General features: G+C 61.5%; 10 protein-coding genes and 1 pseudogene. 4 read left to right on the top strand and 7 right to left on the bottom strand.

Annotated elements, in window-relative coordinates:
• Positions 1 to 305: 305 nt before the first annotated feature.
• The 7 genes and pseudogenes from E4T63_RS29055 to gap form a co-directional block, all read right to left on the bottom strand.
• Positions 306 to 1,274: pseudogene (locus E4T63_RS29055) on the bottom strand (chemotaxis protein); the annotation flags it as partial.
• 672 nt (positions 1,275 to 1,946) lie between these two features.
• Positions 1,947 to 2,342 (bottom strand): YbaN family protein, encoded by a 396-nt coding sequence (locus E4T63_RS21375; RefSeq protein WP_097085930.1) that lies wholly within the window; start codon positions 2,340 to 2,342, stop codon positions 1,947 to 1,949.
• 164 nt (positions 2,343 to 2,506) lie between these two features.
• The gene (locus E4T63_RS21370) at positions 2,507 to 3,103 is read right to left on the bottom strand and encodes a biliverdin-producing heme oxygenase (RefSeq protein WP_135296414.1); all 597 of its coding nucleotides are present in this window, start codon (positions 3,101 to 3,103) and stop codon (positions 2,507 to 2,509) included.
• 112 nt (positions 3,104 to 3,215) lie between these two features.
• On the bottom strand, positions 3,216 to 5,801 hold the full coding sequence (locus E4T63_RS21365; protein WP_135296413.1) for a TonB-dependent receptor: 2,586 nt from the start codon (positions 5,799 to 5,801) through the stop codon (positions 3,216 to 3,218).
• A 122-nt stretch (positions 5,802 to 5,923) separates the two neighbouring features.
• A complete protein-coding gene (locus E4T63_RS21360) occupies positions 5,924 to 6,889 on the bottom strand; it encodes a FecR family protein (RefSeq protein WP_134787170.1) in 966 nt (321 codons plus the stop codon).
• A 124-nt stretch (positions 6,890 to 7,013) separates the two neighbouring features.
• Positions 7,014 to 7,532, bottom strand: coding sequence for an RNA polymerase sigma factor (locus tag E4T63_RS21355; protein WP_027612557.1), 519 nt, complete (start codon positions 7,530 to 7,532; stop codon positions 7,014 to 7,016).
• A 191-nt stretch (positions 7,533 to 7,723) separates the two neighbouring features.
• The gene (gene gap / locus E4T63_RS21350) at positions 7,724 to 8,725 is read right to left on the bottom strand and encodes a type I glyceraldehyde-3-phosphate dehydrogenase (protein WP_007969308.1); all 1,002 of its coding nucleotides are present in this window, start codon (positions 8,723 to 8,725) and stop codon (positions 7,724 to 7,726) included.
• 220 nt (positions 8,726 to 8,945) lie between these two features.
• On the opposite strand from gap, the gene edd reads away from it, so the two are divergent.
• The 4 genes from edd (at position 8,946) to E4T63_RS21330 (ending at position 14,133) form a co-directional block, all read left to right on the top strand.
• Positions 8,946 to 10,772: a phosphogluconate dehydratase gene (gene edd / locus E4T63_RS21345; protein WP_047599558.1), complete on the top strand. Its 1,827-nt coding sequence runs from the start codon at positions 8,946 to 8,948 to the stop codon at positions 10,770 to 10,772.
• A complete protein-coding gene (locus E4T63_RS21340; RefSeq protein WP_135296412.1) occupies positions 10,769 to 11,728 on the top strand; it encodes a glucokinase in 960 nt (319 codons plus the stop codon). The genes edd and E4T63_RS21340 overlap by 4 nt, the downstream gene beginning before the upstream one ends.
• Before the next feature lie 214 nt (positions 11,729 to 11,942).
• On the top strand, positions 11,943 to 12,674 hold the full coding sequence (locus E4T63_RS21335) for a response regulator (protein ID WP_007917879.1): 732 nt from the start codon (positions 11,943 to 11,945) through the stop codon (positions 12,672 to 12,674).
• On the top strand, positions 12,664 to 14,133 hold the full coding sequence (locus E4T63_RS21330) for an ATP-binding protein (protein WP_098965246.1): 1,470 nt from the start codon (positions 12,664 to 12,666) through the stop codon (positions 14,131 to 14,133). Before E4T63_RS21335 ends, E4T63_RS21330 begins: the two co-directional genes overlap by 11 nt.
• Positions 14,134 to 14,166: the final 33 nt, after the last annotated feature.

Raw genomic sequence — 14,166 nt, 5'->3', positions numbered from 1 at the left:
CGCTCGATGATCGACATGCCGTCCCTGGCCGACTGATCGGCGCCCTTGGCGGCGTTGGCCGCGTTCGACGCGCTGTTGGCGACGTCGTGGGCGGTGGCGCTCATTTCGTTGGACGCGGTGGCGACCTGATCGATTTCGCGGAACTGCACCTGCATGCCTTCGCTGGTCTGGCGGGCGATTTCCGAAGACTGATCGGCAGTGCCACGCGCTTCGGTGATGCTCTGCTTGATCTGGGCGATGGTCGGTTGCAGCTTGTCGAGGAAGCGGTTGAACCAGTTCACCAGTTCGCCCAGTTCATCCTTCTTGCTGTAGTTCAGGCGCTGGGTCAGATCGCCTTCACCGCTGGCGATGTTCTTCAGCATCTCGGCGACGCTGTTGATCGGCCGGGTCACGCCCGACGCGGTGAGCCAGATCAGCAGCAGGCCAATCAGACCGGCGACTACCGCCACCAGCAACGCGGTGATCACCCCGGTTTTCTGCGCATCGTCGAGCACTGCCTGCAGCTTGACCGAATCGGCCAGCAGAACCTGCTTCGGCAGGTCGATGACCACACCCCAAGCCCGCGAGTTGCCAATCGGATCGACCGGGTACACCGCGCGAATCAGCTCGCCCTGTTCGAGAATCTTCGGCGTGCCGCTGCTGACCAGTTGCAGCAGATCCTTGCCATCGGCACCGAGGGTATCGCTGATCTTTTTACCGACCTTGGTCGCATCGGAACTGTCGGCAGCGAGCACGCCGCTGCCCGAAACGATCAGCATGTGTCCGGCGTTGTTGAACAGGTTGCGTTGGGACTCCACCGCCGCCGCTTGCAGGGCATCGAGGGCGATGTCGACACCGACCACGCCGATGGCCTTGCCGTCGACGATCAACGGCACGGAAATGGTGGTCATCAACATTTCCTTGCCGCCCACGGTGTCGGCATACGGGTCGAGCAGGCAAGTACGCTTGTTGTCACGAGGGCAGGTGTACCAGCTGTTGTACGGCGTGCCGCTGACGCTGAGGGTGGTCTTGGTCATGTCTTCTTCGACCATGATCGTGTTCAGCGCCGAGCCGGCAGCGCGGCTCCAGTAAGTTGCAAAACGCCCGGCTTCATTGGACTGACGCGCGGCATCGTTGACGAACTCGCTGTCCTTGCCGTCGAGGCCGTTGGGTTCGAAGGCGAGCCAGATGCCGAGCACCTTGTCGTTGCGCTCGAACGCGGTTTTCAGGCTCTGATTCAACTCTTCACGCAGGGCCCCGGCGTCCAGCGAACGCTTGGCGGCCAGTGCGCGCATGTCCTTGATCTGATCGGCCAGCGCGGTGATCACCGTCAGGCTTTCGCCAAAGGTCTTCTGCACCCGCACTGCTTGTTCGGCCGCCTTGGCCTGCAACAGGTTCTGCACACTGGCGGTGAGCATCTTGCTGCTGGAGTCACTGACCAGATCGTCGTTCTGGTTGGTCTGGTAAATGTTCATGCCGACGATCAGCGCAACCACACCCAGCAGGCACAGACCGGAGAGCAGGACAATTTTCAGGCGAATGGAGAGAGAGTCGAACATGGGGCGATCTCGTGAATGAATGAGCAGGTGGCCACGGGATGAACTACCCGGTTCGCCAAATCCATTCAGCGCCATGCATTGCTCATCGGCGCGCGGCGAAGGTGCATGAGGCGCTTGCCGACGAACGGTCAGCGCTAAACGTTTGCGCAGGGGATTGTGCTGAAAAGGCGATTAATTACAGGGAAGTTTCAGTCCCATGAACCCCGAGGCACTGCTGGTGATGAGGCTTTGTGGTGAGGGGATTTAGCGAAACGTCGCACCGCCCCGATGGACTGCGCAGCAGGCCCAAAACCTGACAACCAGTTTTAACTGAAACTCTGCGGATGCCTGATTTAGTGGCTGCTGCGCAGCCAATCGGGGATAAATCCCCTCACCACAAAAGTCACATCCACAAAGCATAGTGGGAGGTCAGGAAGAGGAGGGGAGCGCTTCCGGGCGCGACCAGATCCACAGATTGCCCAGACTCATCCCGGCAATCGCCAGATACACCGGCCAGCCGTGATCGAGCATTACCAGCATCAACGTCGCGCACAGCAGCATGCTGATCGTGGCGCTGACCTTGGCTTTGCGCGCGATGATCTTGCCGTTGCGCCAGTTGCTCAGGATCGGCCCGAACAGCCGATGGTTTTCCAGCCAGGCGCTCAGGCGCGGCGAGCTGCGAGTCGCGGCCCAGGCGGCGAGCAGGATGAACTCGGTGGTCGGCAGGCCGGGCACGACGATGGCGATCAGGCCAATGCCGAGGCTGACGTAGGCCAGCAGGCCGAACAGCAGACGGGCGAGTTTTGAGGTGGCGGGTTGCGGCATGGGCTCGGGGAGTACAGTGAGACGAATCGGGGATTCTACAGGCTCGCGCTGTTCCCATGTGGGAGCGGGCTTGCTCGCGAAAGCGGTGTGTCAGTGACATATGAGGTGGCTGACACAGCGCTTTCGCGAGCAAGCCCGCTCCCACAGTAGGGATTTGTGTTGTGTCAGGCCGGTTCGGCTTCTGTGGCGTAAGCCTGTTCCAGCAGCACGGTGAAGCGGTTGAACGCGTCGATTGCGCCTTGCTCGACTTCGGCTTCCTCTTCGGCGGTGAACGGCAGGGAATCGAGGGTGCGCACGAAGCTTTTCCAGCCTTCGGCACGGCCGCCTTCCGGTTCACCCAGGTGACGGGCACCAAAGGTTTCGCTCAGCTCCAGCGCCACCGCACGTTTGATCAGGAACGCAGCGCCGAGCTTCGAACCTTCGGAGACGAAAATCCAGCCCAATGCACGGGCCTTGCTCGGGTTTTTCAGCGCACCGGCCACCGGTGCCGGGATGTCGGTGTCGAGATCCGCCAGGTCAGCCTTGGCCGCATCCGCGCGGCAACGGGCCGGCAGATCCGGGACGATGGCAGTCAGTTCGGCATTGTTATAGAGATCGACCAGTTCCGACTGGAACAGGTACTGCGCGACCACGAAACGCGCGAAGTTGGCGCGGGTCTCGAACGGCGCGTGGGCCTTGACCAGGGCGTCGAGCTTGCTGTGCGGCTCGTGGGTGATCTGGTTCAGGCGTTGTGAACGCAGGGCTTTTTCCGATGTGGTCATGGGGTGTCCTTGATAAAAGAGGCGCTTGATAACGAGACGAACGGGCAGGTGCCAAACCGTAAAAAAAAGCCCTGCGACGCGCTGAACAATGTGCGTCGCAGGGCCGTCCGGATCAGATGTCCCAGACCAGATTGATCGCGAAGTTGCGGCCCGGTTGGGTCAGACGATCGAGGTTGGCCGGTTGCGTCACCGAGGCTTCGCCGACGCTGTCGTAACCGCGCACGTCATCCCACAGCCAGTATTTCTTGTCGGTCAGGTTGTAGATGCCGCCGCTGACGGTGACGTCGTCGGTGACTTTGTAGTAGCCGGCCAGATCGAGAATGCCGAAGCCCGGGGTCTTGAACTGGCTGCTGACGCCATCCGGCGACTTGAAGTTGCTGTCGTCGACGCGATCCTTTTTCTTCACCACGGTCCAGCTCAGCAGGCCGCCGTAGTTGTCCTGGTCGTAACCCAGGCCGAACACGCCGGTCAGCGGATTGACGCTGTTGAGCGGTTCGCCGTTGTCGTTGTTGCGACCGTAGGCGTAAGCGATCGAGCCCTGGGTGTAGAGGCCTTGCGGCGCACCGAACGCATCGAGGTTCAGACGACCTTTGACTTCGGCGCCCTTGATGGTCGCGTGCTTGATGTTGCTCGACTGGAAGGTCAGCTCGTCGTAGCCGGGGGTGACGGCGTCTTCGTTGATGAAATCGCGGTACTTGTTATAGAACACCGCCACGTCGAACGAGCCTTGTTCGAAGTTGCCGCGCAGACCGGTTTCATAGCTTTTGCTTTTCTCCGGTTCCAGGTTCGGGTTGGGCGCCACGTTGTAGCCGGTGGTGCTGTTTTCAAAGCGTCCGTACAGCGCTTTCGCGGTCGGCGTGCGGAAACCTTCGGCGTACTGGCCGTACCAGGTGTAATTGTCGGTCAGGGCGTAGGTCAGGCCGAATTTGGGCGAGACTTTGTGCCAGCTCTTGTTCGCGTCGCTGACCGTGCCGTTGCCGTCGGCGGCCACGGTGTTGAGGAATTCCTGGGTGATGTGCGGCTTTAGCTGGGTGTGGTCGTAGCGCAGGCCCGGCAGGAAGGTCCACTGGTTCCAGCTGATCTGATCCTGAGCGAACAAGCTGTAGGTGTTGATGGTCGGGTCCGGGAAGTCGCTGGATTTTTTCAGCACATCCGCCGCGCTGGTGGCGCCGATGGCGGTGCAGCCACGGCCGACCGCGAGGCACTTGCCGTCGCCGCTGCGCGAGCCGGTGACCTTCTGTTGCTTGATCGTGGTGCCGTAGGTCAGCACGTGATCGGTGTCACCGATGGCGAAGGCCTTGTCCAGTTGCGCATCGAATACCCACTGTTTTTCCTCGTAGACCGTGTCGCGGGTGCGCAGCACTTTACGGGTCATCGGATAGTAGAACTCTTCGGTGCTCTGATCGGTTTTGGCGATCTGGTGATTGAGGCTCCACTTCACGTTATCGGCCAGCAGGCTGTCGAGGGCAAAGCTGTGCTCGAGGCCGAAACGCTCGCGGGTGATGGTGTCATTGCCGGTGCGCCACTGGTACATGCCGCCGGGCAGCATGCTGTTGGGGATGGTCGGCGCGCCGTTGAAGTACGGGCCGCCGTAGGCACTTTTCTGATCGGTGTCGCGATCGTCCTTGTACTTCTCGTAGGTCAGGCCCAGACGGGAATCTTCGTTGTAGTTCCAGCCGATCTTCGCCAGGACGTTGGTGGCCTTGACGTCTTCCGGGTTGGCAGCGGTGCGCGCCAGGCCCGTGCCGTTGTTGCTGCCGTAGGAATCGGTTTCGTGACCGTCGCGCTGGCTGAAGTGCAGCAAGCCGTCGAACTGCTCGGCACGCCCGGCGACGGTGGCGGATTTCAGCCAGCTCTCATCGGCGGAGCTGTAACCGGTTTTGAAGCGAGCGCCGACGTCTTTGCCGGGCTTGATGATGTCGTCCGGGTCGAGGGTGTAGTAGCTGACGGCGCCGCCAATGGCGTTGCTGCCGTACAGCACCGAGGCCGGGCCACGGAGGATTTCCACGCGTTTGACGATTTCCGGGTCGACGTAATTGCGCTGGGTCTTGGCGTACGGGCCATTGAAGAAACCGTCCGGCACTTCGACGCCGTCAACCTGCGTCAGGATGCGGTCGCCGTCGATGCCGCGGATGTTATAGCCGCTGATACCGCCACGCTGGCCGGCGCCGCCGACGGACACGCCCGGCTCGTAGCGCACCAGATCCTTGATGGTGTTGACGTTGTTGCGATCCAGATCCTGGCGGGTCTGCACGGTGACGGTGGCCGGCACGCTATTGACCGACTGTTCCTGGCGGGTGGCGCTGATGGTCACCTGATCCAGATTGAGTGCGCCGCTGGAGCTGCGCTTCTCCAGCACCACGTTGTTGTTGCTCAGCTTGCGGAAGCTCAGGTTGGTCCCCACCAACAGGCGCTCCAGGGCTTTTTCCGGCGGCAGCGAACCGCGCACGCCCGGCGACGACACGCCTTGACCCAGTTCTGCCGGCAAGCCGACCTGCCAGCCGGTCACACTGGTGAAGGCATTGAGCGCCGACACCAGCGGTTGCTGGCCGATGGAGAACGAATAATCACCCATGTTGCGCGCCGGCTGTTCGCTGGCAGCCATCAGCGGTGCGGTGCCGGCCATGAGGATGGCGGCCGTCAGCAGCGACAATACGCGGGAAGGGGAAGCAGTCTGGCGGGTAAGGCGAGAGGACATCGATAGCGCTCCGTGTCGCACGAATCTTTATAGGTGCTGATCCGCCTCCGAAGATGCGAATCAATTGCATTGGCTATAACGAGACGAACGGGCTTTGGCTATCGAGTAAAAATAATTCTCATTTAGTTCAGGATCACCAGCGCGGGGAATTCCTGCAGGCGCGCCGAGGTGATGTGGGCGAGGGAGCGCACCACGTCCAGCGGCTGGTCGAGGCGGTAGTTGCCGGTGACGTTGACGTCGGCCAACTGCTCGTTGGTGTTGATGATCCAGCCCGGGTAGTAGCGGCGCAATTCGGCCAGTACCTGATTCAACGGGCAGTTCTCGAACACCAGTCGGCCCTGAACCCAGGCCAGATCGGTGGCGGCATCGAGCTTGGCCGGACGATCGAAACCGTTGGGGCCGATGCGAATGCTTTCGCCGGCGCTCAAACGCACTCGTGCGTCGTTGTGCGTGGCGCGCAGATCGACATCACCGCGTTGCACATTGACCTGCGCGACGCCGTCCAGATAGCGCACGGCGAACGCGGTGTCGCGCACGCTGGCCTGCACCGGGCCGGCATCGATTTGCAGCGGCTGGCCACGGTTGGCAGCCACTTCGAAAAACGCTTCGCCCTGATACAGCCGCGCCACGCGCTGCCGGTCATTGATGGTGCTGGAGAATGCCGAGTTGGTGTTGAGCAACACTTTGGAGCCATCCTCCAGTTGCAGGCGCTGACGCTCGCCGACCACGGTCAGGTGATCGGCCTGCAGGCGCATCGGCAGATTGCTGAAACTGAACAGGCCCAGAATCAGCACCGCAGCGGTGGCCAACGGTTTCCAGTGCGGACGCAACCGCTTGAGGACGGTGACTTTCGCCGGTTTGGCCGCGAGGCTTTGCGCGCATAGGGCGACTTGCGGCCCGTCCCAGATCGCCTGAGCCTTGGCGAACGCCTCGGCATTCAACGGATCGGCCGCCAGCCATGCGTGAAATTGCCGGGTCTGCTCTTCGTCCGCACTGCCGAGCACGATGAGCCAGTCCAGAGCCTGGTCCATTGCACGGGCGGCGTCCTGCGCCGTTGCGGGCGAAGGCGAGCGGTGGGTGTCCGTCACGGTGTTTCCTCGGCAGTGTCTGTGCACGGCTGTTTTTTAAGTGAAGCGTAAAAGTCGGCCAAGGGTAACAAAGCCCAATGATCAGTGCAGTCGATCCTGTGGATGACAGCAAACGCCTTTGGCCTCAGTCGCCATTCAAGCGCTCGGCGACACCGATGCAGATCGACATGATCAGCTTGAGTTCCTTCTGCACGGTGCTGAGGGACACATTCAACTCGTCGGCGATTTCCTGGTAGCTGTGCCCGTGCAGGCGGCTGAGGATGAAAATCTGCTGCTGGCGGGGGCTGAGTTGACTGAGGCTCACGTTCAGGCGCTCCAGCAATTGTTCGGCGTGGGCGGCGTCTTCGGCGCTGCTGGCGGGGGCGGCGACGCTGTGCACCACGTCCTGCGGAACGTCATCGACCATGGTCCGCGAATGGATCTTGCGCGCACGCAGGTGATCCAGCGCCAGATTGCGCGCGGTCTGGAACACGAAGGGTTCAAGGTGATCGATGGCGCGCTCGCTCAACGCCCGCGTCACGCGCAGGTAGGTTTCCTGCAACAGGTCTTCGGCGGTGCTGTGGTTGTTGACCATGCGCTCGATCGTGCGCAGCAGGGACGTGCGCTGAGAGAGAAAGACATGATTGAAGCGCGATTGACTCACGGGGAAACCTGATCCATTTCGAGCGAATGATAATGCTTATCATCCACTCGAGTGGTCAAGTGTTGATTTCAGACTGAAATCAAAAACCTGTGGGAGCGGGCTTGCTCGCGAATGCGGTGAGTCAGTCGATACATCAATTGCCTGACACGACGCCTTCGCGAGCAAGCCCGCTCCCACATGGGAGGAGGGGATTATTCCGCGTTGCAGAGCGCCAGGCAGTTATCCAGCATGCGGTTGGAAAAGCCCCATTCGTTGTCGTACCAGGCCAGCACCTTCAGCAGTTTGCCGCTGGCTTTGGTGTGATTGGCGTCGAAGATCGACGACAGCGGGTTGTGGTTGAAGTCGCTGGAAACCAGCGGCAACGTGTTGTAACCCAAAATTTTCGAATGCTGGCTGGCGGCTTTCATCAGCGCGTTGACCTCGTCGGCCGTGGCTTCCTTCTTCAACTGCACGGTCAGGTCCACCAGCGACACATTGATCACCGGCACGCGCACCGCCATGCCGGTCAGTTTGCCCGCCAGTTCCGGCAGCACCAGGCCTACCGCTTCAGCGGCGCCGGTCTTGCTCGGGATCATGTTCTGCGTGGCCGAACGCGCGCGGTACGGGTCGGTGTGGTAAACGTCGGTCAGGTTCTGGTCGTTGGTGTAGGCATGAATCGTGGTCATCAGGCCGCTTTCGATCCCCAGCTCGCGGTGCAGCACCTGCGCCACTGGCGCCAGGCAGTTGGTGGTGCACGAAGCGTTGGAGATGATCTGGTGCGACTGGCGCAGAATGTCGTGGTTCACACCATAAACCACCGTAGCGTCGGCGCCTTTGGCCGGGGCCGAGATGATGACTTTGCGCGCGCCGGCAGTAAGATGCGCAGCCGCTTTGGCGCGGTCGGTGAACAGACCGGTGCATTCGAACACCACATCAATTTTTTCCGCGGCCCACGGCAGGTCGGCCGGGTTGCGAATCGCGCTGACCGAAATGCGGTCGCCATTGACCGTAAGGCTCTCATTGTCATGGGCCACTTCAGCGTCGAATGTGCCGTGAACGGTGTCATATTTGAGCAGATGGGCATTGATGGCGCTGTCGCCCAGATCGTTGATGGCGACGATCTGCAAATCCTGTCGATAGCCTTGGGTATACAGTGCGCGCAGGACATTACGGCCGATGCGGCCAAAACCATTGATTGCGATTCGAAGAGTCATTGAACAGCGCCGCCGTCGTTTTGTTGTTGGAATTACAAGATTATTCGCATAAAAATAGAAAACAAGCCTTTTTAGTGGCAATATTTTGTTTTATCTACAACGAGTGACCTGAATCAACTGGTCCGAATGGTCAAAAAAGCCGTCTGTCATTCCAACAACAACGGCGTTTGATCAGCATAGACAATCAGGTCGCCACATCCGTTAGCCTGGAGTTCTACACATGCATCCCCGCGTCCTTGAGGTCACCGAACGGCTTATCGCCCGCAGCCGCGCCACGCGTCAGGCTTACCTTGCACTGATTCGCGGTGCCGCTACCGACGGGCCGATGCGCGGCAAGCTGCAATGCGCCAACTTCGCCCACGGCGTGGCCGGGTGCGGCAGCGAAGACAAGCACAGCTTGCGGATGATGAACTCGGCGAACATCGCCATTGTTTCTTCGTATAACGACATGCTCTCGGCGCACCAGCCGTACGAAGTCTTTCCCCAGCAGATCAAAAACGCCCTACGCGAAATCGGCTCGGTCGGCCAGTTCGCCGGCGGTACGCCGGCGATGTGTGATGGCGTGACCCAGGGCGAGCCGGGCATGGAGCTGAGCCTGCCGAGCCGCGAAGTGATCGCCATGTCCACGGCGGTGGCGCTGTCGCACAACATGTTCGACGGCGCGCTGATGCTCGGCATCTGCGACAAGATCGTGCCGGGGCTGATGATGGGTTCGCTGCGCTTCGGCCATCTGCCGACGATCTTCGTCCCGGGCGGGCCGATGGTCTCGGGGATTTCCAACAAGGAAAAAGCCGACGTGCGGCAGAAGTACGCCGAAGGCAAGGCGACCCGCGAAGAGCTGCTGGAATCGGAGATGAAGTCCTACCACAGCCCGGGTACCTGCACCTTCTACGGCACCGCCAACACCAACCAATTGCTGATGGAAGTCATGGGCCTGCACTTGCCGGGCGCCTCGTTCGTCAACCCGAACACCCCGCTGCGTGATGCCCTGACCCGCGAAGCCGCGCATCAGGTCACGCGCCTGACCAAGCAGAATGGCAACTTCATGCCGATCGGCGAAATCGTCGACGAGAAAGCGCTGGTCAACTCGATCGTCGCGCTGCACGCCACCGGCGGCTCGACCAACCACACTCTGCACATGCCGGCGATCGCCATGGCCGCTGGCATCCAGCTGACCTGGCAGGATATGGCCGACCTCTCCGAAGTCGTGCCGACCCTGAGCCACGTCTACCCGAACGGTAAAGCCGACATCAACCACTTCCAGGCCGCTGGCGGTATGTCGTTCCTGATCCGCGAACTGCTCGAAGCCGGCCTGCTGCACGAAGACGTCAACACCGTGCTTGGCCACGGTCTGAGCCGCTACACCAAAGAGCCGTTCCTCGATAACGGTGAACTGGTGTGGCGCGAAGGCCCGATCGAAAGCCTCGACGAAAACATCCTGCGCCCGGTCGCCCGTGCATTCTCCGCCGAGGGTGGCTTGCGGGTGATGGAAGGCAACCTCGGTCGCGGTGTGATGAAGGTTTCTGCGGTGGCATTGGAAAACCAGATCGTCGAAGCACCGGCCATGGTGTTCCAGGATCAGCAGGATCTGGCCGATGCGTTCAAGGCCGGTCTGCTGGAGAAGGATTTTGTCGCGGTGATGCGCTTCCAGGGCCCGCGCTCCAATGGCATGCCCGAGCTGCACAAGATGACGCCGTTCCTCGGCGTGCTGCAGGATCGCGGCTTCAAAGTCGCGCTGGTCACCGACGGGCGCATGTCCGGCGCGTCGGGGAAAATCCCGGCGGCGATTCACGTCAGTCCTGAAGCTTATGTCGGTGGTGCTTTGGCGCGGGTGCAAGAGGGCGATATCATCCGCGTCGATGGCGTCAAAGGCACTTTGGAACTCAAGGTCGACGCCGCCGAATTTGCAGCGCGCGAACCTGCCAAAGGCCTGTTGGGCAACAACATCGGCAGCGGTCGCGAACTGTTTGGCTTCATGCGTTTGGCCTTCAGCTCGGCGGAGCAGGGCGCCAGCGCCTTCACTTCTGCCCTGGAGACGCTTAATTGAAACTGGCTTTGGTCGGTGATATCGGAGGCACCAACGCGCGGTTCGCGTTGTGGAAAAACCAGCAACTGCAATCGGTTCAGGTGCTGGCGACAGCCGACCACGCCAGCCCGGAACAGGCGATCAGCCTGTTCCTGAGCGGCCTCGGTCTGGCGCCGGGTTCGATCGGTTCGGTGTGCCTGTCGGTGGCGGGGCCGGTGAGTGGTGATGAATTCAAATTCACCAACAACCACTGGCGCCTGAGCCGCACGGCGTTCTGCCAGACCTTGCAGGTCGAGCAACTGCTGCTGATCAACGACTTCTCGGCGATGGCGCTGGGCATGACCCGTTTGCAGCCCGGTGAATTCCGCGTGGTCTGCGAAGGCACGCCGGAGCCGTTGCGCCCGGCGGTGGTGATCGGCCCGGGCACTGGCCTGGGCGTCGGCACCTTGCTCGATCTGGGCGAAGGGCGGTTTGCCGCCTTGCCGGGGGAGGGCGGTCACGTTGATCTGCCGCTGAGCAGCCCGCGTGAAACCCAGCTCTGGCAGCACATCCACAACGAGATTGGCCACGTCAGTGCGGAAACTGCGCTGAGCGGAGGTGGTTTGCCGCGAGTCTACCGCGCGATTTGCGCAGTGGACGGACATGAACCAAAGCTTGATACGCCGGAAGCGATTACCGCAGCCGGTCTGGCTGGCGATCCGATCGCGCTGGAAGTACTGGAGCAGTTCTGCTGCTGGCTCGGCCGCGTGGCCGGCAACAACGTGCTGACCACCGGTGGTCGTGGCGGCGTGTTCATTGTTGGCGGGGTGATTCCGCGCTTTGCCGATTTCTTCGTCGAAAGCGGCTTCGCCCGCAGCTTTGCCGACAAGGGCTGCATGAGCGATTACTTCAAGGGCATTCCGGTGTGGCTGGTGACGGCGCCGTATTCCGGGCTTGTCGGCGCTGGTGTGGCACTCGAACAAGCAATACCGGCCTGAAATGCGATCAAACTGTAGGAGTGAGCCTTTGTGGCGAGGGGATTCATCCCCGATGGCCTGCGAAGCAGGCCCTGCTTTTCCAGGGTCGCTGCGCAACCCATCGGGGATAAATCCCCTCACCACAGGTTTGTTCCCACAGTGGTTCTGTGGTGTTTGCAAGTTCGATGCTTAAGGCATAATCCGCCCCAATTCCAACAACAAGGATGCCTTCGAAGTGAGCTCAGTCAACAAGTCGATATTGTTGGTCGATGACGACCAGGAAATACGCGAGTTGCTGGAAACCTACCTGACCCGCGCCGGGTTTCAGGTGCGGGCCACCGCCGATGGCGCCAGTTTCCGCCAGGCACTCAACGAGGCGCCGAGCGATCTGGTGATCCTCGATGTGATGCTGCCCGATGAAGACGGTTTCAGCCTGTGCCGCTGGGTGCGCCAGCATCCGCGCCAGGCGCAGGTGCCGATCATCATGCTGACCGCCAGTTCCGACGAAGCCGACCGCGTGATCGGGCTGGAGCTCGGCGCTGATGACTACCTCGGCAAACCTTTCAGCCCCCGCGAGCTGCAAGCCCGAATCAAGGCGCTGCTGCGTCGCGCGCAGTTCGGTCAGGAACGCAGCGGCAGCGATGTGCTGGCTTTCGACGAGTGGCGGCTGGACATGGTCAGTCATCGGCTGTTCCACACCGACGGCGAAGAGGTGATTCTCTCCGGTGCCGACTTTGCGCTGCTGAAGTTGTTTCTCGATCATCCGCAGGAAATTCTCGACCGCGACACCATCGGCAACGCCACCCGTGGCCGTGACCTGATGCCGCTCGACCGGATTGTCGACATGGCCGTCAGCCGCTTGCGCCAACGTCTGCGCGATACAGAAAAACCGCCACGACTGATCCGCACCGTGCGCGGCAGCGGCTACCAACTGGCAGCCAATGTGGTTGCCGGCAATGCTCACTGAGTCGCTGCGCCGGCTCGCCAGCAAGGTGCCGGTGCCGCGTTCGCTGCTTGGGCGGATGCTGCTGCTGACCTTGTTGGCGGTGTTGTTTGCGCAGACGTTGTCGAGCGTGATCTGGGTCTCGCAACTGCGCGCCACCCAGCTCGAAGGCCTGGTCACCAGCGCCCGCAGCCTGGCCCATTCGATGACCGCCAGCGTCAGCTATTTCCGCTCGTTGCCGGTGGCGTACCGGCCGCTGGTACTCGACCAGTTGCGCAGCATGGGCGGCACCCGTTTTGTGGTGACGCTCAACGACAAGCCGCTGGGTATGGACGTGCTGCCGATCACCCCGCGCAAGGCTGCGGTGATTCAAGCGGTGGACGAAGTGTTGCGCCAGTCGCTGGGCCACGATACCGATATCTCGGTAACCTTCGTCAGCCCCGAGGATCTGCGGATCTTCAATGCCGGGCTGAAACTCGATGAGCTGCCGCGCTCGTGGGCGCATTACGCACTGACGCTGGAACCGGTGAATCCGCCGGTGCTGGTCACGCAGATTCAAATGGCGCCGGGCGAATGGCTGTACATCGCCTCGTTGCTGCCCGAACCCTACACCAGTCTCGAAGAGCAAGGCCTGCCGGCACAGCAGGTGTGGTTCATCGTCCTTACCAGCGGCTTTTTGCTGCTGTTCATCGGCCTGCTGGTGCACTGGCAGAGCCGGCCGCTCAAGCGTCTGGCGCGGGCGGCGCGGGATCTGTCGCTGGGTGCCGATGTCGAGCCGGTGGCCGAGGGCGGCGGCAGCGAAGTGGTGGAAGTGGGCCGTGCGTTCAATACCATGCGCGAGCGTATCAGCCGCTACCTGACCGAACGCAGCCAGTTGTTCAGCGCGATTTCCCATGACCTGCGCACGCCGATCACCCGTCTGCGCTTGCGCGTCGAACTGCTTGAAGACGAGCAGCTGCAAGCCAAGTTCGGTCGCGATCTGGATGAACTGGAGTTGTTGGTCAAAGGCGCGCTGCAGTGCGTGAAAGACACCGACATCCACGAGAACATCGAACCGGTCGACCTCAATCATGTGCTCGATTGTCTGGTGGAGCCTTACCTGGCGCCCAACGGCAATGGCCGCGTGACCCAGCAGGGCAAGGCGCTGGCGGCGTATCCAGGCAAACCTCTGGCGTTGAAACGCTGCATCGGCAACCTGATCGACAATGCGCTGAAGTATGGGCAGAACGCGCATCTGCACATCGACGACGATGAGCGCGCGTTCGTCCTGCACGTCGACGACGAAGGCCCGGGCGTACCGGAGCAGCGGCTGGAGCAGGTGTTCGAGCCGCACTTTCGCTTGGCCGGCCAGCAGCAGGGTTATGGTCTCGGTTTGGGCATTGCGCGCAACATTGCTCACAGCCATGGCGGTGAGGTGACGTTGCAGAATTTGCGTGAGGGCGGGTTGCGCGTGACCCTGCAGTTGCCGCGTTCGGCGGATTAGATCAAAAGAGCCCCTCACCCTAGCCCTCTCCCG

This window comes from Pseudomonas fluorescens (genome assembly GCF_004683905.1).
GTDB classification, from domain to species: Bacteria; Pseudomonadota; Gammaproteobacteria; order Pseudomonadales; family Pseudomonadaceae; genus Aquipseudomonas; species Aquipseudomonas putida_A.
Note: the sequence above shows the minus strand (reverse complement) of the source record. Positions and strands in the feature narration are given on the sequence as shown.

What these genes read in the sequence shown, in the direction of transcription:
- E4T63_RS21330 (WP_098965246.1), top strand. Translation starts at nt 12,664, where the DNA reads ATGCTCACTGAGTCGCTGCGCCGGCTCGCCAGCAAGGTGCCGGTGCCG.
- E4T63_RS21365 (WP_135296413.1), bottom strand. Translation starts at nt 5,801, where the DNA reads ATGTCCTCTCGCCTTACCCGCCAGACTGCTTCCCCTTCCCGCGTATTG.
- gap (WP_007969308.1), bottom strand. Translation starts at nt 8,725, where the DNA reads ATGACTCTTCGAATCGCAATCAATGGTTTTGGCCGCATCGGCCGTAAT.
- E4T63_RS21375 (WP_097085930.1), bottom strand. Translation starts at nt 2,342, where the DNA reads ATGCCGCAACCCGCCACCTCAAAACTCGCCCGTCTGCTGTTCGGCCTG.
- E4T63_RS21370 (WP_135296414.1), bottom strand. Translation starts at nt 3,103, where the DNA reads ATGACCACATCGGAAAAAGCCCTGCGTTCACAACGCCTGAACCAGATC.
- edd (WP_047599558.1), top strand. Translation starts at nt 8,946, where the DNA reads ATGCATCCCCGCGTCCTTGAGGTCACCGAACGGCTTATCGCCCGCAGC.